Annotated in this window: 23 protein-coding genes; 12 read left to right on the forward strand and 11 right to left on the reverse strand. The window is 60.2% G+C overall.

Going from position 1 to position 24,576, the window contains the following annotated elements; all coding sequences use genetic code 11:
• Window positions 1–22 precede the first annotated feature (22 nt).
• The 4 genes from L6Q21_RS14095 to L6Q21_RS14110 are packed head-to-tail and all read left to right on the forward strand — an operon-like array spanning window position 23 to window position 4,271.
• On the forward strand, window positions 23–1,744 hold the full coding sequence (locus L6Q21_RS14095) for a copper resistance system multicopper oxidase (RefSeq protein ID WP_237831411.1): 1,722 nt from the start codon (window positions 23–25) through the stop codon (window positions 1,742–1,744).
• Window positions 1,744–2,592 carry a copper resistance protein B gene (locus L6Q21_RS14100; protein ID WP_237831412.1) on the forward strand — a complete coding sequence of 283 codons (849 nt, stop codon included), beginning with the start codon at window positions 1,744–1,746 and terminating at the stop codon, window positions 2,590–2,592. The genes L6Q21_RS14095 and L6Q21_RS14100 overlap by 1 nt, the downstream gene beginning before the upstream one ends.
• A 17-nt stretch (window positions 2,593–2,609) precedes the next feature.
• Window positions 2,610–3,332 carry an energy transducer TonB gene (locus L6Q21_RS14105; protein ID WP_237831413.1) on the forward strand — a complete coding sequence of 241 codons (723 nt, stop codon included), beginning with the start codon at window positions 2,610–2,612 and terminating at the stop codon, window positions 3,330–3,332.
• A 45-nt stretch (window positions 3,333–3,377) separates the two neighbouring features.
• Complete coding sequence (locus L6Q21_RS14110) at window positions 3,378–4,271, forward strand: isoaspartyl peptidase/L-asparaginase family protein (protein ID WP_237831414.1); 894 nt, start codon at window positions 3,378–3,380, stop codon at window positions 4,269–4,271.
• On the opposite strand, the gene L6Q21_RS14115 is transcribed toward L6Q21_RS14110, so the two are convergent.
• Complete coding sequence (locus tag L6Q21_RS14115; RefSeq protein WP_237831415.1) at window positions 4,261–4,665, reverse strand: DoxX family protein; 405 nt, start codon at window positions 4,663–4,665, stop codon at window positions 4,261–4,263. The genes L6Q21_RS14110 and L6Q21_RS14115 overlap by 11 nt on opposite strands.
• Before the next feature lie 56 nt (window positions 4,666–4,721).
• Between L6Q21_RS14115 and soxR the strand changes: the two genes are divergently transcribed.
• Window positions 4,722–5,174, forward strand: a complete 453-nt coding sequence (gene soxR / locus L6Q21_RS14120) for a redox-sensitive transcriptional activator SoxR (protein ID WP_237831416.1) — start codon at window positions 4,722–4,724, stop codon at window positions 5,172–5,174.
• Between the two features lie 40 nt (window positions 5,175–5,214).
• On the opposite strand, the gene L6Q21_RS14125 is transcribed toward soxR, so the two are convergent.
• Together L6Q21_RS14125 and L6Q21_RS14130 are read right to left on the reverse strand one after the other, a co-directional pair.
• Window positions 5,215–5,829: a superoxide dismutase gene (locus tag L6Q21_RS14125; RefSeq protein ID WP_237831417.1), complete on the reverse strand. Its 615-nt coding sequence runs from the start codon at window positions 5,827–5,829 to the stop codon at window positions 5,215–5,217.
• Window positions 5,830–5,979: 150 nt separating this feature from the next.
• Entirely contained in the window at window positions 5,980–7,101 is a 1,122-nt protein-coding gene (locus L6Q21_RS14130) for a PQQ-dependent sugar dehydrogenase (RefSeq protein WP_237831418.1), read from the reverse strand.
• 102 nt (window positions 7,102–7,203) lie between these two features.
• On the opposite strand from L6Q21_RS14130, the gene L6Q21_RS14135 reads away from it, so the two are divergent.
• From L6Q21_RS14135 to ssb, 3 genes are all read left to right on the forward strand, one after another.
• A complete protein-coding gene (locus L6Q21_RS14135; protein ID WP_237831419.1) occupies window positions 7,204–7,644 on the forward strand; it encodes a hypothetical protein in 441 nt (146 codons plus the stop codon).
• 62 nt (window positions 7,645–7,706) lie between these two features.
• On the forward strand, window positions 7,707–8,540 hold the full coding sequence (locus L6Q21_RS14140) for a TauD/TfdA dioxygenase family protein (protein ID WP_237831420.1): 834 nt from the start codon (window positions 7,707–7,709) through the stop codon (window positions 8,538–8,540).
• Window positions 8,541–8,644: 104 nt separating this feature from the next.
• Window positions 8,645–9,178 (forward strand): single-stranded DNA-binding protein, encoded by a 534-nt coding sequence (gene ssb, locus L6Q21_RS14145; RefSeq protein WP_237831421.1) that lies wholly within the window; start codon window positions 8,645–8,647, stop codon window positions 9,176–9,178.
• 319 nt (window positions 9,179–9,497) lie between these two features.
• On the opposite strand, the gene L6Q21_RS14150 is transcribed toward ssb, so the two are convergent.
• Together L6Q21_RS14150 and L6Q21_RS14155 are read right to left on the reverse strand one after the other, a co-directional pair.
• Entirely contained in the window at window positions 9,498–9,977 is a 480-nt protein-coding gene (locus tag L6Q21_RS14150; protein ID WP_237831422.1) for a toxin-activating lysine-acyltransferase, read from the reverse strand.
• On the reverse strand, window positions 9,974–14,443 hold the full coding sequence (locus L6Q21_RS14155) for a calcium-binding protein (RefSeq protein ID WP_237831423.1): 4,470 nt from the start codon (window positions 14,441–14,443) through the stop codon (window positions 9,974–9,976). The genes L6Q21_RS14150 and L6Q21_RS14155 overlap by 4 nt, the downstream gene beginning before the upstream one ends.
• Before the next feature lie 37 nt (window positions 14,444–14,480).
• Between L6Q21_RS14155 and L6Q21_RS14160 the strand changes: the two genes are divergently transcribed.
• Window positions 14,481–14,927, forward strand: a complete 447-nt coding sequence (locus tag L6Q21_RS14160; protein WP_237831424.1) for a hypothetical protein — start codon at window positions 14,481–14,483, stop codon at window positions 14,925–14,927.
• 856 nt (window positions 14,928–15,783) lie between these two features.
• Here the strand turns inward: L6Q21_RS14160 and L6Q21_RS14165 are convergent.
• The 5 genes from L6Q21_RS14165 to L6Q21_RS14185 form a co-directional block, all read right to left on the reverse strand.
• The gene (locus tag L6Q21_RS14165) at window positions 15,784–16,632 is read right to left on the reverse strand and encodes a hypothetical protein (RefSeq protein WP_237831425.1); all 849 of its coding nucleotides are present in this window, start codon (window positions 16,630–16,632) and stop codon (window positions 15,784–15,786) included.
• 73 nt (window positions 16,633–16,705) lie between these two features.
• A complete protein-coding gene (locus L6Q21_RS14170) occupies window positions 16,706–17,263 on the reverse strand; it encodes a hypothetical protein (RefSeq protein ID WP_237831426.1) in 558 nt (185 codons plus the stop codon).
• Between the two features lie 227 nt (window positions 17,264–17,490).
• Window positions 17,491–18,198, reverse strand: coding sequence for a hypothetical protein (locus tag L6Q21_RS14175; protein WP_237831427.1), 708 nt, complete (start codon window positions 18,196–18,198; stop codon window positions 17,491–17,493).
• A 114-nt stretch (window positions 18,199–18,312) separates the two neighbouring features.
• Window positions 18,313–19,707: an HlyD family type I secretion periplasmic adaptor subunit gene (locus L6Q21_RS14180; RefSeq protein ID WP_237831428.1), complete on the reverse strand. Its 1,395-nt coding sequence runs from the start codon at window positions 19,705–19,707 to the stop codon at window positions 18,313–18,315.
• The gene (locus L6Q21_RS14185) at window positions 19,700–21,871 is read right to left on the reverse strand and encodes a type I secretion system permease/ATPase (protein ID WP_336246247.1); all 2,172 of its coding nucleotides are present in this window, start codon (window positions 21,869–21,871) and stop codon (window positions 19,700–19,702) included. The genes L6Q21_RS14180 and L6Q21_RS14185 overlap by 8 nt, the downstream gene beginning before the upstream one ends.
• Window positions 21,872–22,128: 257 nt before the next feature.
• Between L6Q21_RS14185 and L6Q21_RS14190 the strand changes: the two genes are divergently transcribed.
• The 3 genes from L6Q21_RS14190 to mce all read left to right on the forward strand — a co-directional run bounded on the left by L6Q21_RS14190 (window position 22,129) and on the right by mce (window position 23,645).
• Window positions 22,129–22,656, forward strand: a complete 528-nt coding sequence (locus L6Q21_RS14190) for a hypothetical protein (RefSeq protein ID WP_237831430.1) — start codon at window positions 22,129–22,131, stop codon at window positions 22,654–22,656.
• A 393-nt stretch (window positions 22,657–23,049) separates the two neighbouring features.
• The gene (locus tag L6Q21_RS14200) at window positions 23,050–23,244 is read left to right on the forward strand and encodes a hypothetical protein (RefSeq protein WP_237831481.1); all 195 of its coding nucleotides are present in this window, start codon (window positions 23,050–23,052) and stop codon (window positions 23,242–23,244) included.
• Entirely contained in the window at window positions 23,226–23,645 is a 420-nt protein-coding gene (gene mce / locus L6Q21_RS14205; protein ID WP_237831431.1) for a methylmalonyl-CoA epimerase, read from the forward strand. Before L6Q21_RS14200 ends, mce begins: the two co-directional genes overlap by 19 nt.
• A gap of 129 nt (window positions 23,646–23,774) precedes the next feature.
• Here the strand turns inward: mce and L6Q21_RS14210 are convergent, their stop codons facing one another.
• Window positions 23,775–24,575, reverse strand: coding sequence for a hypothetical protein (locus tag L6Q21_RS14210; protein ID WP_237831432.1), 801 nt, complete (start codon window positions 24,573–24,575; stop codon window positions 23,775–23,777).
• Window position 24,576 lies beyond the last annotated feature (1 nt).

Consider the following 24,576-nt stretch of genomic DNA (forward strand, 5'->3'; position numbering starts at 1 on the left):
GCCGCATGGCCGGAGACTGGCGATGCACATGCTTTTGAACCGGCGCACCCTGCTGCGAAGCGCCGGCGCGCTCTCGGCGGGGCTGCCGCTTCCCGCCTGGGCGCATGGCCACTCCCCCGGTCTCACGCGCGACATGCCCATGGTTTCCGGCGAGGACATCCGCCTGAGGATCGCCCACCAGCCGATCAGCATCGACGGCCGCACCGGCCATGCGATCGGCCTCAACGGCACCGTGCCCGGCCCGCTCATCCGGCTGAAGGAAGGGCAGAATGTCCGCCTGCATGTGGAAAACGCGCTGGCGGAGGACAGCTCCATCCACTGGCACGGGCTGATCCTGCCCTTCCATATGGACGGCGTCCCCGGAGTCAGCTTCCCCGGAATCCGCCCGGGCGAGACCTTCACCTACGAATTCCCCATCCGGCAGGCGGGCACCTACTGGTATCACAGCCACTCCGGCCTGCAGGAGCAGATGGGCCACTACGGCCCGCTGCTGATCGACCCGGCGGGCCCGGAACGCGCGCCTTACGACCGGGAGCATGTCGTCGTCCTCTCCGACTACAGCTTCGTCCACCCGCATCTGATCTTCCGCAAGCTGAAGCAGATGGGCGGCTACTACAACCGCCAGAAACTGACCGCGACCGACGGCGAGGCGATGAAAAGCGCCGAGCGGCTGGAATGGGGCCGGATGCGGATGGACCCGACCGACCTCGCCGACGTGACGGGGGAGACCTACCGCTATCTCGTGAACGGCCACGGCCCGAAGGACAATTGGACGGCGCTGTTCCAGCCCGGCGAGCGGGTGCGGCTGCGCCTGGTCAACGCCTCGGCCATGACCAATTTCAACGTCCGCATCCCCGGCCTGCCGCTGAAAGTGGTGCAGGCGGACGGGCTGGACGTGCGCCCGGTCGAGGTGGACGAGCTGCAGATCGCCATCGCCGAGACCTATGACCTGATCGTCGAGCCGAAGCAGGACCGCGCCTACACACTGGTCGCCGAAAGCGTCGACCGTTCGGGGATGGCGGTGGCGACGCTCGCCCCCGCGCCGGGCATGCGCGCGGACGTGCCGCCGCTCCGGAAGCGCCCGCTCCTCACCATGGCCGACATGGGGATGGGCGGCATGGACCATGGCGCCGCCTGCACGCCCGAGCATGAGGCGATGGGCCATTGCACAAAGGGCGAGCCCATGCGCCACGGCATGCGGGATTTTTCCGTGGCGCCGGGCGTCGCGAAGACGCCGACCGTCCAGTCCATCTCCCCCATGCCGGTGGACCGGATGGGCGAGCCCGGCCTCGGCCTTGCCGACGTCGGCCACCGGGTGCTGACCTACCGCGACCTCGTCGCCGCCGAGCCGAACCCCGACATCCGCGCGCCGTCCCGCGCCATGCGAATCCATCTGACCGGCAATATGGAACGCTATATGTGGGCGTTCGACGGGGTGAAGCTGAACGAGGTGAAGCACCCCATCCCCTTCCGCGAGGGGGAGCGGGTCCGCATCACCCTCGTCAACGACACGATGATGAGCCACCCCATCCACCTGCACGGCCATTTCTTCGAGCTGCAGACCGGCCAGGGCGCGCATGCGCCGCGCAAGCATACGGTGAATGTGCAGCCCGGCGGCACCGCCACCTTCGATTTCACCGCCGACGCGCCGGGCGACTGGGCCTTCCACTGCCACATGCTCTACCATATGCACGGCGGGATGATGCAGGTCATCACCGTCCGCCCGCCGGAAGAGACGGCCTGATGCGCGCCGCGCTTCTGACCGCCGCCCTCCTCGCCGCCGCCCCCGCCGCCGGACAAAGCTGCACGCCCGACGAGGAGGCGATGGGCTTCTGCACGGCGCAGGCGCCGGCCGGCGACGCCCCGCCCCCGGCCCCGGTTCCGGCCGACCAGGCCGACCGCATCTGGGGCAAGGCGGCGATGGAGCCGGTGCGCGCCGCCGTCTACGCCGAGCATGGCGGCGGGCAATTCTCCCGGATATTGATCGACCTCGCCGAAGTGCGCTTCGCCGACGGCGCGGAAAGCTGGCTGGTGGAAGCCGACGGCTGGTTCGGCGGAGACATGAACCGATTGGTGGTGAAGGCCGATGCCGAGGGCGAATTCGGCGGCGGCCTGCACGATCTGAAGCTGACCGCCCTCTACAGCCGCGCGATCGACCCCTATTTCAACCTGCAGGCCGGCGTCCGCCACGATGTGCGGCCGCAGCCGCAACGCACCCATATCGTCGCCGGCATTTCCGGCCTTGCCCCCTATTGGTTCGAGGTGGACGGCTATCTGCAGCTTTCCACCAAGGGCGAACTGCGGGCGACCGCCTCGGCCGAATATGATCTGCGCCTGACCCAGCGGCTGATCCTGCAACCGAAGCTGGAACTGGAACTGTCGGCGCAGGACATCCCCGAACTCGCCATCGGCTCGGGTCTGGTCCGCGGCGAAGCCGGGCTTCGCCTGCGCTACGAGATCGCGCGCGAATTCGCCCCCTATCTGGGCGTGGTCCACGAAAGCCGCTTCGGCCGCACCGCCGACTTCGCGCGGGCGGCAGGGGAAAGCGCTTCCGGCACGGCCTTCGTGCTGGGCGTGCGCGCCTGGTTCTAGGCTGCTAGACCACCCTCATGCTGCGCAGCAAAAGCCGCCCGCACCCCCGCCGCCGCAGGGCCATTGCTCTGGCGCTGGTGCTGGGCGCGCACGCGCTCGCCTTCTGGTTCCTGCTGCGCCCGATGGCGATCCAGCCGCCCCTTGCCGAAGACGCGATGATCCTGCTGGACATAAGGGAGCCGCCCCCTCCCCCGCCCCCTCTGCCAGAGGCTCCGCCCGAGCCGGAGGGCCAGTCCGCGCCTGAAGCGCCGAAGGCGAAACCCAGCCCGATCGCCGCGCCGAAGCCCGAAGTCGTGGTTCCGCCGCCCGAGCCAGTCCCCACGCCGCCCGCGCCGGCGGAAGGCCCGGACGCGCTGTCGGGCGCCGCCGCCCGCGACCTCGGCGGCAGCGCGGCGGGCGGCGCCGGGATCGGCTCCGGCCTCGGCAAGGCCGGGGCCGCCACCGGCGGCGGAGGCGGCACCCGCGCGCGGCGCATCGCCGGCAACATCGTCCGCGCGGATTTCCCCCGCACCCGCAGCCTTCAGGAAACGGGCGGCAGCACCACCGCGCATTTCGAAGTCGGCGCCGACGGGCGGGCGCGCAACTGCCGTGTCGTCGGCTCCAGCGGCCACGCCGAGCGCGACCGAATCACCTGCCGGCTGATCGAGGAACGCTTCCGCTACGAGCCCGCCCGCGACTCGCGCGGCAATCCCGTGCCGGACATCGCCGGCTGGCGGCAGGACTGGTGGCCGGAGCGCTGAGCGCGGGCTGTTCCGGCACCGGCTATTCTCCTCTATTGCGCAACCATGGCGAACCTCTCCGATTCCTGGACCATCGCGCTGCACGGCGGCGCCGGCGTCACCCCCGGCCGCGACTATGCGGAGGTGGAAGCGCATCTCGGCCGGCTGGTCGACGAGGGCGAAGCCCGCCTCGCCTCGGGGGAAAGCGCCTTCAACACGGTGGAATGGGCGGTCGGCGAACTGGAAGCCTCCGGCCTCTACACCGCCGGGCGCGGCTCCGCCCCGAACCGCGCCGGCGTCGTCGAGTTCGACGCCTCGATCATCTGCGGCGCCAGCGGCCGGGGCGGCGCAGTGGCGGCACTACAGGATGTGCAAAGCCCGGTGGCCGCCGCCCGCGCGGTGATGGAGCGGACGCCGCATGTGCTGCTCTGCGGCGAAGGCGCCACCGCCTTCGCCCGCGAGATCGGCCTGCCAGCGATCGGCGGCGACCCCGATTACTACCGCCTCGCCATCGGCGTCACCGCCGAGGAGATGCGCCCCGCCGGCGACGGCCTCGGCCATGGCACGGTGGGCGCCGCCGCGCTGGACCGGCAGGGCCGACTGGCGGCCGCCACCTCCACCGGCGGCGTCTTCGGCAAGCGCCCGGGCCGCGTCGGCGACACGCCGATCCTCGGCGCCGGCTGCTGGGCCGACCGGCATGTCGCCGCAAGCTGCACCGGCATCGGCGAGCATTTCATCCTGGCCGGCGGCGCCGGCGACGTGTCCGCCCGCATCCGCTACGGCGAGGCCGCCCCGCCGGAGGCCATGCGCGCCATGCTGGAGCGGGTGGCCAGCTTCGGCGGCAATGGCGGGCTGATCCTCGTCACCGCCGACGGGCAGGCGCATTTCGACTGGAATTCGAATGGCCTGAAGCGCGCCGCCAAAGGCTCCCGGATCGCGCGGACGCTGGCTATTCTGTAGCCCGCCGGTCCGTCAGCAGCCAGGTGACGGCCAGCAGCAGCAGCAGGGTGATGGGCGCCACGGCGTGCTGCAGCTCGCCATGGCGCAGCAAGGTCAGCGCGGCGGCCGCCATCACCATCGCCGCCAACGCCACCCCGAACAGTCTGGTCCGACGGCGCGCAAGCAGCAGCGCCGCGAGCAGTTCCAGCGCCCCGGTCACATAGTTGAAGCCGGCGGGATAGCCCCAGCGGGCATAACCCTCCAGGAACGGCTCGGGAAAGAGGATGTTGCTGGCCGCTCCGAACAGGAAGAAGGCCGCCAGCCCCCAGCCAAGCCATTTCGCCCAATCGATCCGCCGCATTGCCAGCCTTTCCCTTTCGAAACCCATGAACTGGCGGGCCTTGTAGAACCTCAACAATAGTTGAGGTCAAGCCATGCCGCGGCTAGAAAGACCGGCAGCGGGAGACAGGCATGGCGAAGGCTGCGACGAGCGGTGGACTGACGGTCGGCGATGTCGCGCGCCGAAGCGGAGTCGCGGTTTCCACCATCCATTTCTACGAGGGGAAGGGGCTGATCGAAGGCTGGCGCACGCAGGGAAACCAGCGCCGCTACCCGCGCGCGGTGCTGCGCCGCGTCGCGGTGATCCGAATCGCCCAGCGGGCGGGAATCCCGCTGGCGATGGTGAAGGCCTTCCTGCGGGAAATCCCGGCCGATCGCGCGCTTTCCAACGCCGACTGGCAAAGGCTGACCGAAGCCTGGAAAGCGATGATCGACGAGCGGATCGAAAGCCTGCTGCAACTGCGGGACGATATGGAAAGCTGCATCGGCTGCGGCTGCCTGTCGCTCGCCGACTGCCCGTTGCGCAATCCGGGCGACCGCCTTGCGGCCGAAGGCGCCGGGCCGCGCCTGCTGCGGCCCAGGTAAGGGCCGGCCCGCGCGCGCCCGCGCGGGCCGGAAGCAGATATCAGCCGGCCAGCGCCGCTTCGTAGCGCTTGTTGGCGATGTCCCAGTCGACCACGTCCCACCAGGCCTTCAGATAGCCGCCGCGGTCGTTGCGGTAGGTCAGATAATAGGCATGTTCCCAGACGTCGTTGGTCAGGATCGGCACGCCGCGCGTTTCCACCACGTCCATCAAGGGGTTGTCCTGGTTGGCGGTGGAGATCACCTGCAGCTTGCCCGCCTCGTTCACGATCAGCCAGGCCCAGCCCGAGCCGAACTGGCCCGCGCCCTTGTTGTTGAACTGGTCCTTCAGCATCTCCAGCGTGCCGAACTGCTCGTCGATGGCCTTCGCCAGCTTGCCCGACGGCGCGCTGCCGCCCTGCTTCATGCAATCCCAGAAGAAGATGTGGTTCCAGAAGCCGCCGCCGTTGTTGCGCACGGCGGCCGGCGCCGAGGAGATTTCGGCGAAGATCTGCTCCAGCGACTTGCCGGCAAGGTCGGGGTTGGCGTCCAGCGCCTTGTTCAGATTGTCGGTATAGGCCTGGTGGTGCTTGTCGTGGTGATAGGTCATCGTTTCCTTGGAAACGATCGGCTCCAGCGCTTCATGGGCGTAAGGCAGGGGGGGCAGTTCGTAAGCCATGACATCTCCTATGCGGGTTTGAGCTTTTCCGTCCGCGGCAGGCTGCTACTTCCTCAACCATGGTCGAGGTCAAGAGCAAAGCGGCCCGCCATTGCACAAAGATAGGTTGCCCGCCTGTTGTTCCCAGCTTTTTGTTCCCAGCCTTCGGCGTTACTCGCCCCGGCTCAGGCGAAGCAATTTTCCGTCCGGATAGTCGGTCGTCACCCAGACGGAGCCGTCGGGCGCCACCCGCACGTCGCGGATCCGCTCCGCGCTGCGGTCCAGAACCCGCTCCTCCCCCGCCGGCCGGCCGGCCGGAGTCAGCTTCACCACCCGCAATTCCTTGTCCACCAGCGCCCCCACCAGCAGGCTTCCTTCCCATTCCGGGAACATGCCGCCGCGATAGACCGCCAGCCCCGAAGGCGCGATGGAAGGCACCCAGCTCACCAGCGGGTCGATCATGCCGGGATAGTTGCGGAAAGGCGAAATGCTGGCGCCGCTATAGTCCATCCCCAGCGTCACCACCGGCCAGCCGTAATTGCCGCCCCGCCGGATCACATTCACCTCGTCGCCGCCGCGCGGGCCATGTTCGTGCAGGAACAGCATCCCCCGCACCGGATCATAGGCCAGGCCCTGCGGGTTGCGGTGGCCCCGGCTCCAGATGGCGGGCTGCGCCGCCGTATCGTCGGCATAGGGGTTGCCGGCCGGCACCTTGCCATCCACCGTCAGCCGCAGCACCTTGCCCAGCGGGTTGTCCAGCTTCTGCGCGCTTTCGCGGTAATCGAAGCCGTCGCCGGTCGTCAGCGCCAGCGTGCCGTCCGGCAGGAAGGCCATGCGGCCGCCGAAATGCACGGCGCCGCGCTTCAGCGGCGCGGCGGTGTAGATGGGCGTCACCTCGATCAGGCTGTTGCCCACCAGCTTCGCCCGCGCCACCCGCGTGCCGTTCGCCCGCTTCGTGCCATGCGCGTAGGACAGGAAGACGAAGCCGTTGCTGCGGAAATCCGGATGCGGCAGCACATCGAACAGGCCGCCCTGCCCTTCGCTCAGCACCGGCGGCACGCCCGACACGCTGAACAGCTTCCCATCCTCCAGCCGCTTCAAGGCGCCGCCGCGCTCGGTCACCAGCACGCCGCCGCCGGGCAGGAAGGCGACGCTCCACGGATGGTCGAGCCCGCTCGCCATCACCTCCACCCGCACGGGCACCTGGCTGTCCGGCACGCGGGCCGGGGGGGCCGCCGCCCCGGTCAGGCCGGCCGCCAGAAGCAGCGACAGCATCATCCGCCTCGGCCGCATGAAATCCCTCCCACCTTGCGCAAATCCCGGTTAGGCTAGCGCGGATAAGCGATCAGCGGAAGAAGCGATGGACGCAAGACCGGCGCGAAAGGGGAAGCAGCAATGAAGATCTGGTGGCGGCGCATCCTCGCCCTGCTTGCGGCGGCCCTGCTGACGACGGCGCTCGCCAGCCTTGCCCACAGCCTGTTCGTGCAGGCGGGGCTGAAGGCGCTGGGGGTCGAAATCCCCTTGCTGGCGCGCGTCACCACCATCCTGCGCGACTTCATCGGCCTGCTGCTGCCGCTGGGCGGCGTCACCCTCGTCGCTCTCACGGTCGGCTTTTCCATCGCCGCCTTCCTGAAACCGCGCGCTGGCCTGCTGGCGCCCTTCGCCTATCCGCTGGCGGGATGGGCGGCGATGGCGCTGGCGCTGCTGCTGATGCAGTTGGCCTATGGCTTCTCTCCACTCGCCGGCGCCCGCACGGCGGCCGGCTTCCTGTCGATGAGCCTGTCCGGCCTGGCGGGCGGCCTCCTCTTCGCCTGGATGGCGCGCCGCAGAGTGTAGAACGCATCGGGCTTGACGAAAGCGCCCCGTTGCGGAAGCCTGTCTGCAGGGGAGGGACATTTATGCGGATAGAGCCAAGCGGGCAGGCATGCGGCGCGTTCGTGACCGGCCTCAACCTCGCAAGGCCGTTGCCGGGCGGCACCATCGCCGATCTGCGGCAGGCCTGGCTCGAACATCATGTGCTGGTCTTCCCGCACCAGCATCTCTCCGACGAGGATCTGGAGCGCTTCACCCTCTATTTCGGCGGCTTCGGGCAGGATCCGTTCATCGCCCCCATTCCCGGCCGCCGCCACATCATCGCCGTTGAGCGCAAGGCGGGGGAGAAATCCCCCCTGTTCGCCGAGAACTGGCACAGCGACTGGAGCTTCCAGCTCCGCCCGCCGGCCGGCACCTGCCTCTACGGCCTCACCATTCCCCCCACCGGCGGGGACACGCTGTTCGCCAACCAGCATCTCGCCCTGGAGGTGATGCCGGACAGGCTGCGCAAGCGAATCGAGGGGTTGCAGGCCATCCATTCCGCCCGCGCCGCCTATGCGCCGGACGGGCTTTACGGCACCCACGACGCCGCCGACCGCTCGATGACGATCCGCCCTTCAGCGGAGGCGCTGGAAACGCAGCTGCACCATTTCGTCCGCGCCCATCCCGAGACCCGCCGCCTCGGCCTCTTCGGCTGTCTCGGCTACATTATCGGCTTCGAAGGCATGGCAGCGGCGGAAGCCTGGCCGCTGCTGCAGGAGCTCTATGAATGGCAGGGGCAGGAGGCGTTCCGCTACCGCCACCGCTGGCAGCCCGGCATGCTGGTGATGTGGGACAACCGCTCCCTCCTCCACGCCGCGACCGGCGGCTACGAAGGGCACGACCGGCTGCTGCACAGGACGACGATCGCCGCCTCCTGAATAGCGGCTTGCGCCGCGGGCTGAATGGCGCCTGAGTAGCGGCTTGCGCTGCCCTTCCCGACTGGCCTATCGCAAACGTCAATTCAGAATCGGGAGACACCGCGATGGCGGGCAGCGTGAACAAGGTGATACTGGTCGGCAACCTCGGCGCCGACCCGGAAGTGAAGAGCTTCTCCAGCGGCGGCCGCATCGCCAATCTGCGCATCGCCACTTCGGAAAGCTGGACGGACCGCACCACCAACGAGCGCAAGGAGCGCACGGAGTGGCACAGCGTCGTCCTCGACAACGACAATCTCGTCCGCGTCGCCGAGCAATATCTGCGCAAGGGCTCGAAAGTCTATGTGGAGGGCCAGTTGCGCACCCGCAAATGGCAGGACCGCGACGGCAACGACCGCTACACGACGGAAGTCTATGTGGGCCGCTTCCGTGGCGAACTCGCCCTCCTCGACCGGCGCGAAAGCGGCGGCGGCAGCGGCGGCGGAGGTTATGGCGGCGGCGGAGGCTATGGGGACGATTACGGCAGCCCGGCCCCGGCGCGCCAGTCTCCGTCCGGCGGTTCGGGCGGGGGTTCGGGCGGTTTCGCCAACAAGCCCGCTTCTTCCTTCCCGGACGACATGGACGACGACGTTCCCTTCTAACGGATGCCTAAACAGAATGGTCGCTTAAAGGCTATCAGACCCTTGTGAATCAAGGGTCTTTTTTCTTGCGCGCATTGAAGCGTCGAGCAAATACAAGCTAGTTATGCACCTGCAAGAGCGTTGGAAAAGCAAGGACTGATGCCTAGCCTTTCGCTTCATATGTTCCAGGGAGCCAGATCGGTTGCCCCTGCTTCAGGATCACCTCGCTCTTGACTGATATGCTCCTCTGATTGTTACCAGTCAGAGGTAGAGCAGGCTCTTTATGATGGTTTGTTGAGTTGCCCAGGGCGTTCAATATGGGGCAGGCGACAGTCAAAAGCTATTGCGGCTTGGCTTCATGAATCGCGATCTCTGAACCAGAGGTGCTTGTCTTCTGATATTTGAACGGCTTACCGCCGAAGACAACAGTGGCACAGTCGGCGAGCATTTCCTCCTGTCCGCCAAACGGCGCCACCATCTCCACCAGCCACAAGCGATCACCGGATTTCCATTCGTCGGGGCGAAGACGGATTGGACCGCCACTCTCCAGGCGCAATTCCGTTTGCTCGGATACACTCGCCCACAGCACGAGGCCTGCTGGCTGCCCATTGTTGTAGAAAATCCGAAACTGCTCGAACAGGAGCGCCGGCATTATCGCCCATTCCAAGTCTGAAATGAATAGCGTCTTGTGGACGGGACTTTGCGTTAACAGCCAGACGATCTCCCCTAGCACCTGAGCGACCGTGCGTTGGCCGGCCTGGATGTTCGCTCTCTCGGAAGCCTTCGCTGGCCCAAAGACAATGTTTGATGCGGTGCTCATGCTGCTGCCACCATATGCTGCACAGAGGGAAGATTCGAAACAGTCATCCATGGCCCATAGTCGGGCTCGGCCGATTGAAGCAGCGAATTTGTCGTCATCATGCGAGAAGAAGCTCCAAAACCCGCCATTGCATGCACCAGGATCGAGTTGGCGGCTTCGACATGAGCCAGATAATCGTAGCTGTCATTATCCAGCCGCGCGGTCCCGCCAATCGGTTGCTGTTCAGCGAACTGGTTGATCGATCGGCCAATGGCCGCTCCAATCGCTCCGGAAGAGCTTGTTATGGATGGCACGGACGTTTCGGTGGGTCGAGATTTGATCGCAGCTGGCTCGAAGTTGCTCGTCCGCGATTCTGTTGCGCCTTTTTCTTGAAACCCTTCCTCGTCGGAAGAGAGACGCCGGAAGGTATCGCCCAGCAGCGGCCCTTTCGGCAGCTTGCCGCCGGGAGGGAGCGGTGTTGCCGGCATGGTGCCCAATCGAGCCTGCTCGGCTAGTTGCCGATCCTCGATTGCCTTCCAATAAGCTTCCGCGTCGTTTGGAACATGGCCTTCCAGTCCTGGAGAAGCGTCCGGGCGTGTCGCCTCCAAATCGAACAGGCCCGCATCGGCAGCCGCCTTTGCGCGCTCGCCTTCAGCCCGGATAAGCTCATCCTGGGATCCCCGGAGAGTCCAATCATCCGTCCTGTAACGGTCGGCTGAAGCATCTTCCGGTCGATTACCGTTCAACCCACCACGGCCTGCATTCTTTTGCCCCAAGTCGGTAAGCCACACGCCACTCTCAATTCGCGTGCTCTCGTCTGCAAGAACGTCTTCGATGCGGCCGAAGAGCAGTTCCTCTCCCTCCAGGCCCAACGCTTTGCGCCTTTCAATGAGCGTATCGGCATTCTCTTTGCTGAGCGCTTGTGTTCCGAAGAGATTGTCGGTGAAATCCGGCTTCTCGCGCTTCTCGGCCCGATAATGCCCTTCCATCTGCCCTTTGCCTCCGCCGTCCGCGCGGACCGCTTCGAACGCCAATATGACATCATAGGCATCGCCCGTCCGGGACTTGTCGGTCCATTCGACGGCGGCGGTTGCGACGATGGCAGAATCTGCCACGGAGCCGGCGATTTGACCTGTGGGCCTGCCTTCAAGCGAGATCGACTTCACGCCCGCCTCATCCAGCGTCAGCAGTTCTTGCACCGAGCTCTGGCCATCCTGATTAATGTCGCGCCAAACTCGGAATTCGCCCCAAAGCTTGTCCTCTGCGGAGAGTTTTCCATCCCCATTTGAGTCATAGGCTGCCAAGCCTTCAAGGTCGGTCTTGGCGCCTTCGATATCCTTGGCGAACGAAATCTCCGATTGGCGGTCGATCTTGCCGTCGCCATTCCGATCCAGCGCGAGAATGCCGTCATCCGGTCCGACCCAACCTGTTCGATAGACGATTCCGTCAGCGCCGACAGCCGCCAATCGTGAACCATGCACCGAGCGGAGTTCGACGCCATCCCCGTCAAGATCAAGAACAAGAGGCGGAATTATACCTCCGCCAGGGGGCATCGTATAGTCTTGCAAGACTGACCAGGGAACATCGATCTTATGAAGATCGATGATCTGACCACCAACGCGAATATATTCTACAGTATTAACCCAACTTGTGTAACCTTCGTAGACCATTTGCGTGTGATGGCCGCCATCGACGACAATGATCTTGTCGACCACCGGCCCATCCGGATTGGCGGGATCGCGCACGAGAATTTCGAGATTTGCTCGTCCATCGGTGCCGACCGGCGCGATGCTGAACGACACATCCTCTGCGGCAATGGACGGGCCCATGATGATCGTGTCGAGTCCGCCCGTATCGACAAGCGTGTCGATGCCGTTGCCGCGTTCGAATATATACTGATCATCTCCAGTCGAGGCATAGATATAGTCGTTACCATCGCCGGCATAGACCACATTGCCGCGCGTTTCGTTCTCGGTCGACCATCCAGAAGTGTAGATCACGTCATTGCCGCCATAGGCAAAGAGCAAATCGTCCTTGTTGCGAAGCCCGGTGAGCGTTTCGCCTGCCGCCGTTCCCTGGGTCGGCATATAGTCCAGATCGCCGATCTCCACGAGGCCGGCGCCGCCGAGGTCGATGCCCTTGATGATCGCGCCCGTCGAGCCGCTGTTCCGCTTGATTGTTCCGTCGCTGTTGCGGGAAGGGAAGTGATTGTTGACCGTCACGCTTCCCGCTCCACCGAGTGTCGTGATCGTCAGGTTTGCGCCACCGTAAGGCTGATAGCCGCTGAACCGCAGGTCTCGCCAGTTCATCCCGTCGAAGCGGATGACATTGTTGCCGGCGGCCGTGTCGATGATCGCATCCGAGCCGTGGCCCGGCGCGAAGATGTAGGTGTCATGCCCATCGCCGCCATAGAGCTGGTCATTGCCTGCTCCGCCCTCGAGCTCATGGTCGCCCGCGCCCATCCGCAGGATATCGGCGTGGTTGGAGCCAATGAGCTTTTCGATCGTATTGTCGTGGATGCCGGTTCCCCATCCGGAGACTGTCCACGACATCGGCGCGCTGAATATCACCGCGGCGGTTGCCGCCGAGAAGTCGATGGCGTCGAACCCGTCGCCACCTTGAAGCCAGTCGTTTCCGCTCGAGGCAATCAACAGGTCGTCACCGCCTCCACCTTGCAGGCGATTGTCGAAATGATCGCCAGCCAGCACGTCTCCGAAGCGCGATCCGATAAGGTTCTCGATGCTCCAGAAAACGTCTCCCGAGGCATCGCCGCCAAACGCCACTCGCGATCCGAGATCGACCGACACGCCGGACGCCGAACCGGCGTAGCTTGCCGTATCGACGCCATAGCCGCCATACAGCGTGTCCGCACCGGCCCCGCCTTCCAGTATATCGTCGCCATCGAGGCCATGGAGTTGGTCGTCTCCCGCCAGTCCTTTCAGAATGTTTCCGATTTCATCCCCATATATTTGATCGGCATAGGCCGTGCCCGTCAGATTCTCGACAGACCAGATATAGTTTCCGCCAATTACTCTGATCTCCGGATCCCAGGCCGTTCCGCGCCCGCTGTTCAAATTCAAATAGACTCCATAATTATAGCGTTCGAAGCTCAGCGTATCGTTGCCGTTTTCGCCGGAATAATAGTCCGTGCTCACATCGTCCGTGGCGATCAGCAGGTCGTCGCCATTCTCGCCGTTCAGGAAATCCTGCCCCCATCCGCCGACCAACGTATCGTTACCGTTCCCACCCCAAAGGCCGCCGCCCAGGCGGTTCGAGGTGTTTCCGGTGAAATAATCGTCTCCATCTCCGCCGGAGAGATAATCGTCTCCATCCCCCCCATCCAGATTGTCGGCGCCCGCGCGGCCCAGAAGCACGTCGTTTCCTGATCCACCGAAAAGCTTGTCGTTGCCGCTCAATCCGTCCAGCCAGTCCATGCCGGCCGAGCCATATACGGTGTCATGCCCTTCGGTCCCGATCACGATATCGTCGCCGGCGGCGGCATCCAGAGTCGGATTCTGGCCATAGAAATTTGTCAGGCTATGCAACTCAAACAGATCATTGCCTGCTGTTGCATTCGGCGCAAGCGACCAAGCTTGCGTGTAGCCGATCCTGGGAATATCCGCATTCGCGAAGAAAAGGCTGCCATAATAGGCACCGGGCATGAAGCCCATGTTCGGGCCATCCAACCACCAGCCGTCATCCCTGTAGAAGCTATAGTCCTCATACCTGGGGATTTCGTTCGGCTGATGGCCGGACTGGATGAAGCCGGCCAGGCCACCATAGAAGTCGCTTTTCTGGTAGCGATTGAGTTGCAGCTCTTCGGCGCGCAGCAGGGTGATGGCCCAGGCGGCGGTGAAGGCGGAATTGGGGTTGGCGGCGATCAGCCGGTTGATCGGCTCGGGATCGCGCATGTAGCGGCCGAAATCCTCGGCGATCTGCAAATTGCCCAGCAGGGTGATGATGTCTTTTTCGGCCGTGGGCAGCACGCCTTGCGGCAGATAGTTGAGGATGGCGCGCTTCATGAATATATCGCCGCCCATGATCAGCGTGTCGCGGATTCCCAGCAACACCCCAATATCGACCGCGGCGCTAGCGTCCTTGCCGTCGTAGCGCTTGACGAACGTGCTGCCGACCAGCTCGTGCATCTCATAATCGCGCTGCGCTTGATCCCAGCGATACTTGTGCTTCTCGGGTGTGGGGTTGGCGACGCCGACGATATCCTCGCGCCCGCCGACCATGGCGATCACGCCGTTGATCGTGTCCCGCGCGGACAGCGCCATACTGGTGACGATATCCTTGTTGCCGCCATGCTTGGCATAGACCGCCCCCATGTCCCAGAAGCCGGTACCGAGGTTGAGGGAGATTTCAGCAGCGGCCCAAGGTTTGGGAGGAGAGCCAAAAAAGAGCTTTCCGAGCAAGGTGCCCGCGACAAACCCCACAAAAGCGCCTACTCCTGGGGCCAAAAAGTTGGTGGCGGCCCCTAACATCTTTCCGAATATTGCTGCCGTAATCGCACCGCCATAGATGCTCCCCACGGTAGAGCCCAAAGCAGAAAATAGAGCACCCTCCTGTGTTACCGGGGATACAACAAGCGATCCCAATTTGGCGCCCAGGAAGGAAGATATTGCTGATGTCATCATACCTGGGCTAGAAAACCCATTCATCGGATTCACATCTGCAGCTTTAAACAAACCAGACTGGGACAACCCCTGGAACACACCTTTTCCAGCCAAAATGTTGTCAGCAGCAAACTGCACTACGCTTGCACTCGAAACTGATAACAACTCTCCACCAAATCCTGTAGTGCCTAGAACTCTCCCCAGTTCCAACGTTAAAAGCGACGAAATAGTTCCAGCTGCAGCAGCTCGTAAATTATTAATAAATTCTGAACCTAGATCATCTAGAACATTTTCCACAGTACCCCTAGTTGATGCAATAGGACGATTGAAACCTCCTGCAACCACAACTTGAGATAAATTTTGAGTTATTGTGGAAAGTACAGAACCTAGAGCCGCAACTCCAATTGGATTGCCCTTCACAAGATAACTAGAAAGTAATGATCCTACAGCCCTACTAGCCATATCCGCTCTATTATCAAAAAACGGAATAGATAACTGCTCATCATTAGCATTAATGTGCGATGGAGTACCAGAAGTTCGCGCCTTTGATCTTTCTAGTTGCTCAGATCGACCCTTCAAGAACTCTTGCTTGTATTGCTGCGCGTCTGAAGGAGTTTGACCAGCCGATTGACGAAGCCACGATCCATCACCCTTGAGTATATCATCTCCATACAAGAATGCGAGCTCAGCATCCCTTCTGTATAACTCATCCCCCATTAGAATGGACGAATTAACTACAACCGATTTATCAAAAGCAATTCTGTGCGCACCCAGTCCAAACAACGCATGACCTGGCTCGTGACCCAATATCTGATTCATTATAGAAACATTTATCGAGCCATCTGTGTTCAATAATTTTGCAAGATTAACGTTTACATATATTGGCTTTCCAGATTTTATTACTAGAGCAGAATAGTCAGAAGAATTTCTCTTATAATCTACAGTCGCAACAAATTTTGCACCCGGATCATATAGGAACGAATAGTGAACACTATTATTAGAATTGCTTAAACTTTGGAACATAGATTTATATGGATTTGCAGAAAATTCAGATCTGTTAAAGTAATTTGATATTATTGATGAAAGTTGTGGTGCTATTGATCTATATTGTCCTCGAGGAAGATCAAAGAACATATATGGAGTAGACCCACTTGATGGAGTTACCACAAATGTATTTCCGCTAGGGTCCGTTGAGACAGAAACATTTGTCATTTTTCATCTCCAATATCATAATAATTGGATTTTTGATTTGATATATCTGATAAAAATTCTGCACTTTTAATTATATTTTTATAGTTCATTGAAGAAAGAGATATAAATACATATTCTGAAAGTGAAGAAGTTTTATCAGATATTCTATTATATTTTTTATCCGTGTATTTCATATAATAATATAACATCTGAAAAGATGGAATGCTTTCTAAAAGTTTTTGTATACTATCAACGGCACCTGGGCAGAATTTTCCAAATAACTTTTGCCGCCACTCAGAATATGAATCATTAATTTCAATTTCTGGAATTGAACTCACGTCCACCTTGTCAGCACCAAGAGCATCTATTGTCCAAATTATGGAAACAATATTGGTTGCACATCTACTATTTTCTTTGTATTTATAATTTTTCTTTGAAATTTTACATAGAATATCTTTATATTTATTAATATTCTTTTCGCAAATTCTCGACAAATCGTCTTCCCCAATTCTTGCATTTGCTATTTGTGCATAAAGAAAATTTGGAGAATCTTCCTTACCTTGAAAGTGATCGATTAATTCAAAATTCGATAGAGATGTTGGAGGCATAATAGAAATATCACAACTACCAAGTGGGCAGTATCCTACTGATTGTAGGTAATCTATAATTTCAGTGTTTATTCTTTTGTATTCTTCCTGTTTAGAAAATTCTGATCGGGCTTCAGCTTGAAAAGTTAGCAACAAGTTAAAAACTAATATTATAGATAATTTTTTCACAATGCCACTTTCCTTTCTTATGAAGCTTGGCCATTTTGTTATACAGATCCGGTGTGGATCTAACGCAATTTCCAGTAACTTCTCTGCCAATGCGTACCGATTGCCCCTCCTCGCAAATGAGGCACTATGAATATTTGCTATCACGCGCTCCAAATAATGCTAACTAAGAATTAATCTTATGGTAGTCATTTTCAAAACCCTTTGAAATAGATTGACAATAATTTACAGCATCTATGACATCATTAAAGCCAAACTCAATAATACAAGTATAGTATGTTATTGAAAAAGGCTTCCAATAACCCACCAACATGTACCTCTCATTACTAAATCGCACTATTGATATGTCAGTAAATTTGAATCTATTGGGCAAAATCTGCCCATCTCTGTCAAATATTGCAAAACTACCTTCGTCATTATCTAGACATATGGTCGATTCACAATTGTATCCGGCAATTGTACTAGAAGGGAAACCGGCAAATATGATTGAATCCAATACAGCTTGAGGCGGACTATCTATTTGCGTGCAGTCAATCGAAAGATTAATATATTTACATTCTCCAATTTTGTTTTTTCTTTGTTCTAATAATTTTATATGAATTATGGAAATAGGACGATAATTATTATGATAAGTTTTTAAATAGATCAGAATTCCGATTCCAATTCCCATAAAAAGGACAATAGTGGAAATTATTGTTCTCTTTGATCTCAGATTTATTGCCATCGTTCCCTCCCCGCGGTGCCGACAGTTCGTTCAATCGGGCTGAGCAGATAGTCGATCACCCGACGTCTGTCGGTCACCACTTCCGCCCACACCGCCACGCCTATAATGCACACCCTGCCGCCAACAGCGGCCTGGGTGTTATTGAGCGCGCGAGTTGCTTCTAGTATAAGGCGTCCCGCACCCAGCCCCCCCCTATTGCCTAATGACTATGTCATTTACATATATAATCAGTAATTTGCTTTACTGTTTCCGACAGTCTCTAAGACTGTAATCGCATCACTGAACCCGAGCTCAACAGATCGAAAAATATATTTTCCGGCCATTACAGTGTCACCCCTGCGCCAGAGTATCAATCCCGAGAGAAATGACACCTCAAAGTAGGGGGATTGTAGCGCGTTTTTTGGTATGTCTTTATATGGAGCGATCCACCCAGCTGCTGCAAATTGCCTTGCCGTATGCACATACCAATTTAGCTCAGGGTTTTTGAAATTTGATGACTCTTTCACGCAATCTGGATCAAGAATTGATCTATTATTATCCCTGAATCCGATGTGCTCAAAGTGACTAATTTCACTTTCTGACATTATTTTTTCATGGCATCTATCGTCGATAACATATTGATTCATAACCGCTTCTGGTCCAATTTGCGGATACGAAGAAGCAAATATAGCGTTGCTACTTATGAATATTATTAATGAAATTAATAATACATATATAAATAATCTCAGTAAGATATTTCTTCTAGGCAGTCGTATATTTTTTTGGCTTTTTCTAGTTGTGTAATAATTAATATATTTTTGCCGCGTGATCTGAGCTACCGCGCCCGCATGAACAAATGCGTTACAGCCGGGGCCATCCATCGCCTTCCCTAATGATATCCACTGCGCCGCTGTGTTTTGGAGCAAGCGACGAGTCTCTCGGCCAATATAGCTCATCTCAAAACCCCTTCTTGATAATGACGCCTGCCGCCTGCGGCTCCACTGCATGTGAAAGAAACGCAGAATGTAAGCGGCGCCAATCACCACAGAGCAGAATAGCAATTTTCTGTTTCACCGCTCCCTCCCCGCGGTGCCGACAGTTCGTTCAATCGGGCTGAGCAGATAGTCGATCACTCGACGCCTGTCGGTCACCACTTCCGCCTGAACCGCCATGCCGGGAATAAGCTGCCGTAGCAGGATAGCGCCTGAGCCGCCGTCGCGGATCGCTATGCGAACCGGGTACACCAGGCCCAGCTTCTCGTCGGTCTCCGCGTCACGCCCCACATGCGAGACAACGCCCTCGACGACACCATATTCCGTGTAGGGAAACGCTTCCACCTTGATACGCACAGGTTGCCCCCCGCGCACGAATCCAATGTCCTTGTTCAATAACTTCGATTCCACATGCAGACCTCCGCTTTCCGGAACCACCACCAGCAATTGCTGGGCCGGCTGCACCACGCCGCCAAGCGTGTGGACGGAAAGCTGCTGCACAGTGCCGTCGACCGGCGCGGTCAATCGCTGAAGCGCCCGGCGGCGCTGGGTCTTCGTGATCTCTTCGCCTCGCAGCGACATGTTGTCCTGCGCTTCCACCAGCGCCTGGGCCGCTTCCCGGGAAAACTCCGCGCGAAGCTGCGAAAGCTCGCGATCGATCCGCCCGACCGCAGCCGAGGATCGCGCCACGGCCGCCGCATGCACCTCGATGTTGCGCCGCCGCTCAAGCTGCTCCTCCTGGATCTGCAGGAGCTTCAGGCGAGAGCCGAAGCCCTTGGCCACCAACTGCCGGTGCGCCTCCACCTGCTGGTCCAGCAGCGGCAACGTCTCCGCCATCTTCGCCCGTTCGGCCCGGGCGGCCTCGCGCTCCGCTTCATGCTCGTAACGCTGCTGGATCAGCGCCGACCGGCGCGCTTCATATTCGGAGATCTGCATGCGCACCAATGCGCGCTGGGCCGCCTGAACGTCTGCCGGTGTATCGGCGGGAAAGGCGATTTCGGATTTGCGCCCCTCCACATGCGCCAGCAGCGCTCGCGCCCTGGCGCGGTCGACGGCAGCGACCATCAGGCCTCGCGCCGCCTGGGCGTCATCCGCCCCGGTCATCGTCGGATCGAGCTCGACCAGCAGTTGCCCGGCCTGTACGCGCTGGCCGTCGCGCACATGGATGGCCCGAACGACGCCAAGCTCGCTTGGCTGGATCACCTTCACCCGATCCGAGGGGACGATCTTGCCGGGTGCCACGGCCACCACATCGAGCTTGCCAACGATGCTCCAGACAAGCGCCACGCCAAGCAGGGCGATGAGAGCCCACAATATTACCCGTCCCAGGGGAGAGGCCGGAGTCTCGATGATTTCCAGCGCCGCCGGCAGGAATTCCGTCTCCTTCAGCCTTCGCCGGCTTCTCGCGTCCTGCCGATCGAGCGCCCATGACGCCCGGAGCACGTGCCAGTGGCGCTCCAGCGTCTCAATCATGAATCCAGCCCATCTGCCGGCGATGCAGGTCGGCATAGCGGCCGCCGGCCGCCAGAAGTTCGGCATGGGTTCCCTGCTCGGTCACCAGCCCGCGTTCGACAGTGATTATCCGGTGCGCGTCTCGCACGGCCGAGAGCCGATGTGCGATGATGATGACCGTCCTGTTGCGGGCGATGGCGCGCAGATTCTTCTGGACGATCTCCTCACTTTCGGCATCGAGAGCCGAGGTCGCCTCGTCGAAGATCAATATCCGCGGATCGCCCAGAAGCGCGCGGGCGATGGCGATCCGCTGCCGTTGCCCGCCCGAGAGATTGCGCCCCCGCTCCTCAATGGGCGTGTCGTAGCCGAACGGCAGTTCGAGTATGAACTCATGCGCTCCCGCAAGTTGCGCTGCGCGGATGACGGCCTCCATCGGTGCAGTGGGATGACCCAGGGCTATGTTGTCGCGCACGGAACGGTTGAGAAGCTCGTTTTCCTGCAGAACGGTTCCCACTTGCCGGCGAAGCCAGGCCGGATCGACGAGGCTTAGGTCCACACCATCGACGAGCACGCGCCCCTGTGTGGGCACATGCAGTCGCTGGACGAGGCTCGCCAGAGTGGACTTGCCCGAGCCCGACGGCCCCACAATGCCCAGAATTTCTCCGGCGCGGATGTCGATATCGATTCCGGCAAGTACTTCAGGCGAATCCGGGGCATATCGGAACCTGACCCGCTCGAACCTGATTTCTCCGCGTATCGCCGGCAGGCTGGATCGGTTGGGGTTATGCTGCGGTTCCGGGACGGCGTTCAGCACATCGCCCAAGCGGGCCACGGACACGCGGACCTGCTGAACGTCCTGCGCAAGCTGGGCAAGGCGGAGGATGGGCATGGAGACGCGGCCGGCGAGCATGTTGAACGCGACCAGGGCGCCGACGGTCAATTCTCCGGCAATTACCAGCTTCGCGCCCCAATAGAGGATAGCGACGGTCGTGAGTTTCGAGATCAGGCCGACACCGCCCGCCCCCCAAACGGCCAGCTTCGTGACGCGGAACCCGGTTTGCACATAGGCAGCCAGCTTCCGATCCCAATCGGAGCGCATGCGCGGCTCGACCGCCATGCTCTTCAAGGTGCGGACGGAAGTGACGCTTTCCACCAGATAAGCCTGCGCATCGGCGCCGCGATCGAACTTTTCGTCCAGCCTGTGGCGAAGTGGCGGCACGATGGCCCAGGTGACGAGGGCATAGAGTGGAATCGACAGCGCGACGATCAGCGTCAGTTGCGGAGAGTAAAGATACATCACGGCCAGGAACACGACCGTGAACAGGAGATCGAGCATGGTCGAAAGCACGGGGCCGGTCAGGAATTCCCGAATCTGATCGAGTTCGCGGATCCGGGCCACGGTGTCGCCGACGCGCCTGGTCTCGAAATAGGCGAGAGGCAGCCCCAACATATGGCGGAACAGTTGCGACCCCAGTTCCACATCGATTCGGCTTGTGGTGTGCCCCAGAAGCCATTGCCGCAGCCCCGTCAACACGGTTTCCCAAAGGAATATCACCGTCAGGCCGATGGCAAGGACGTCCAGTGTGGACATGGTTCCATTCACCAGAACCTTGTCGATCACCAATTGAAAGAAGATCGGACTGAGCAGTGCAACGATCTGGATGACAAACGATGCCGCCAGCACCTGACCAAGGGGACGCCGATACTTCACGATGAAAGGGAGGAACCAGGTGAGGTCGAAGCGACGGTTCTTGCCGGCTAGACGCTCGCGTGTGGTGAGGAGAAGCAGTTCCCCGGACCATGCAGCGTCGAGCACCGCCTTGTCCCAGATTTGCGGCTCACGCCGATCATAGGTCTGCACAAGGGCACGAAAGCCCTCTGGCTGATTTTCGACGCTGGCGATCAGGAAGAACTTATCGTCCTTGCCCCTGGCAACCGCGGGAAGCGGGAGGCCTGGAAGCTCTTCTGCGCATATGGTCCGGCTCTTTGCCTTGTGCCCCAGGCGCTTGGCGCTTCGGATCATGTCGCTCATGCCAAAGGGGCGATCGCCACCCCCCCGGTCATGCAGGATCTGTTCGGGATCAGCGGCGAGCTGATTCAAGACAAGAAGTTGAACGAAAGCCAGAAGGCCCGTGTCCAGCCTCCGATCATATTCGCGATTTTCGGGGGGTGCGCAGTCAGCCACAGAATCTCATCACAAACATCCAATGAGCAATCTGTGCAGAACAACATCGACTTGGACTTCAGTCAATTGTCATTTCAAGCGTTAATTCATGAATTTTTTGTGAACTTATCTAAATTTAGAGCATTAACTTCTATCTCCTTTAAAGGTCGGATATTCCAATGCTTTTAAAAGAAAGCTATGCCTGCTAAATTTATGCTTGTAAGCGAATTTGCGAGAGGCAGCTTTAACCTGAACCTCTTCGAACAAGGTCAAGCACAATGAAGTTGACACAGCTTTTTTTGACTCTTGGCTTGGCAGCAGGCTGCAAAACCTCTCAACAGCCTGCCAGTTGTAAAAACCTCGAAGGCATTCGGGCGGCCTCCATCAGGGAGGCAAATGGGGAAATGCGCATTCACTACACTTACGCCGATGAAGCAATGCGGATACCGCATCTTCATTGCCGTGCCGATCTAGGGGAGCGCAGCGCCATGGTCGAACTCGGACAGCTGTATGAATATGGTTTGGGCGTGGAACGCAACGAGCAACGCGCTGCGTCTCTTTACGCGGAAGCTGCTGACGACCGGCCGAACTACACCAGCATCTATTCACCTGCCGTGCGACTGGGCGGCACGGGCCAAGTCATGCTTGTGCCAAATCCCGGGGGAGGCCCTGGCGATGCCGAGGCGAAATATCGGCTCGGACATATGCTGATCGAAGGGCGTGGAGTGCCCAAGGACGCAGAGCGAGGACAGGCTCTCATCGACGCCGCAGTCAATCAAGGGTTCCCAGGCAAGAAGCCGGATTAGGTCGTGAACTCATAGCTGTTAGTGCTGGAGCGCCGCTGTGCCAGTCCTCGTTTATGGAGGAGCGGATGAATCGAGCTTGACAGGCATGGCCGTCAACGAGCGGCTATTTCACGTCGGCATTTTCGGTCAGTGGGATGCTGCGGCCAGGCGGCGAGATCGCAATGAGATGATTGCGGCGCTCGAGCGAGTGGAGCTTAGGGAGCCTCGCGTGACTTACCTCGAATGGCGCGCGATCGAACCGCGCCTGCCCAACAAGCCGCGAGGCGAGCACCGGGCAGAGGATCGTCATGTGCTGAACGCTATCTTCCGGCTGCCTCGCTCCCGCACCTGCCGAAATGCTACGGCCCGCGCAGCGCGATAGATAGCTGCCCGATATCTCAATGCAGGCCCAGAATGATTGAATTCGGGCAGTTGCAAAAGCCGGATATTCTGAATTATCGTCAACAGGTTAAACTTCGTGAAGAATCGTTGGATTCGAATGCGACATCCGCACAACCCTTCCAGGCCTTCCCGTTCGGCAATTCCGCGCGCCGGGCGGCCTCGGCCGCACAATTTCAGGATTTGACCCCATGCAAATCGGCAAGCTGAACCACGTCGGCGTGGCCACCCCCTCCATCGAGGAAAGCCTGACGCTCTACCGCGACCTGCTCGGCGCCACCCGCATCGGCGAGCCCTTCGACCTGCCGGAACAGGGCGTGCGCGTCTGCTTCGTCGACCTGCCCAACAGCCAGATCGAACTGATCGAGCCGCTGGGGGCCGACAGCCCGGTGCATGGTTTCTTGGCGAAAAGCCCCAAGGGCGGCCAGCACCATATCTGCTTCGAAGTGCCCGACATCCTTGCGGCGCGGGATTATATGCTCTCGAAAGGCGCCACCGTGCTGCGCGGCGGCGAGCCGCGCATCGGCGCGCACGGCGTCCCGGTCATCTTCGTCCACCCCAAGGACATGGGTGGCGTGCTGGTGGAACTGATGGCGGAACCGCAGCACTAGTTTGGGGTCTCCCAGTTCCCCTTCGTCACCCCGGGCTTGACCCGGGGTGACGCAAATATATCCATTACGTCCATGGGTTCTCAACCTGGGGCTGCGGAAAGGATCGGGCCGAGGGATTGACGCGAGCCGTCATCTTACCGCGCAGATGCTTCCATCCGGACGGCGACCCATATGACAGTTGCTCGGCGGCGGCTGCAGCCGAGCGGCGGGCGCTTGCGGGATGGCGGAGCCGCCCGTTGACTGTGGCCGGCTTTCCGTCACCGTGCAGGGCATCGGATTGCCATTGGGGCTTGTCCCGCCATAGCAGCCCGCGCTGCCCGTCATTTGCGGCCTGGATTGCGCCACCATCCGCGCCTGCTGCGCGGCGTTCAGCGTCGACACATTGTCCCGCACCACCTCCATGCTGAGGCTGCTGGCGGTGGCGGAAATCCGCGTCGCCTCCCGCGCGCCTACGGCGATCGCCTGCGCCATGCTCGCCTGCAAGGCGCCGGGCTGGAGCTGCTGCGCGGCCTGCCGCTGGGTCGCCGCCCGGGACAATTGCTGGTTCAGGATCGACCCGACCGGATCTTCGCCGCCGGGCACCGGCGCGGGGCTTTGCGGAGAGATGGCTTCCACGGCTTCCTCCACAGCCTCCTGCAACCTGTCGGCGCCTTTTTTCAGCGTATCGTAGATGATCGACGAATTACGCTCCGGAGGAACACCGAAACGGCGTCCGGGCAAGCAGTTGGGCTGCCCGCTCTCACGCATCAGCTTCTCGCACTCTTCCATCTGCCTGGCGAGTTCCTCGCTCGATACGCCGGGAACCGGAATCGGGGCGCCCGGCCGCTGCGGAGGCTGGATATTGGGCAAGACCACCGCAACGGCAGGCGCGCCGGCGGCCATGGCGCACAAGGCGGCGGCGATCATCAGGCAAGGGAAAGCACGGCGCATG

The organism is Sandaracinobacteroides sayramensis, from assembly GCF_022014495.1.
GTDB classification, from domain to species: domain Bacteria; phylum Pseudomonadota; class Alphaproteobacteria; order Sphingomonadales; family Sphingomonadaceae; genus Sandaracinobacteroides; species Sandaracinobacteroides sayramense.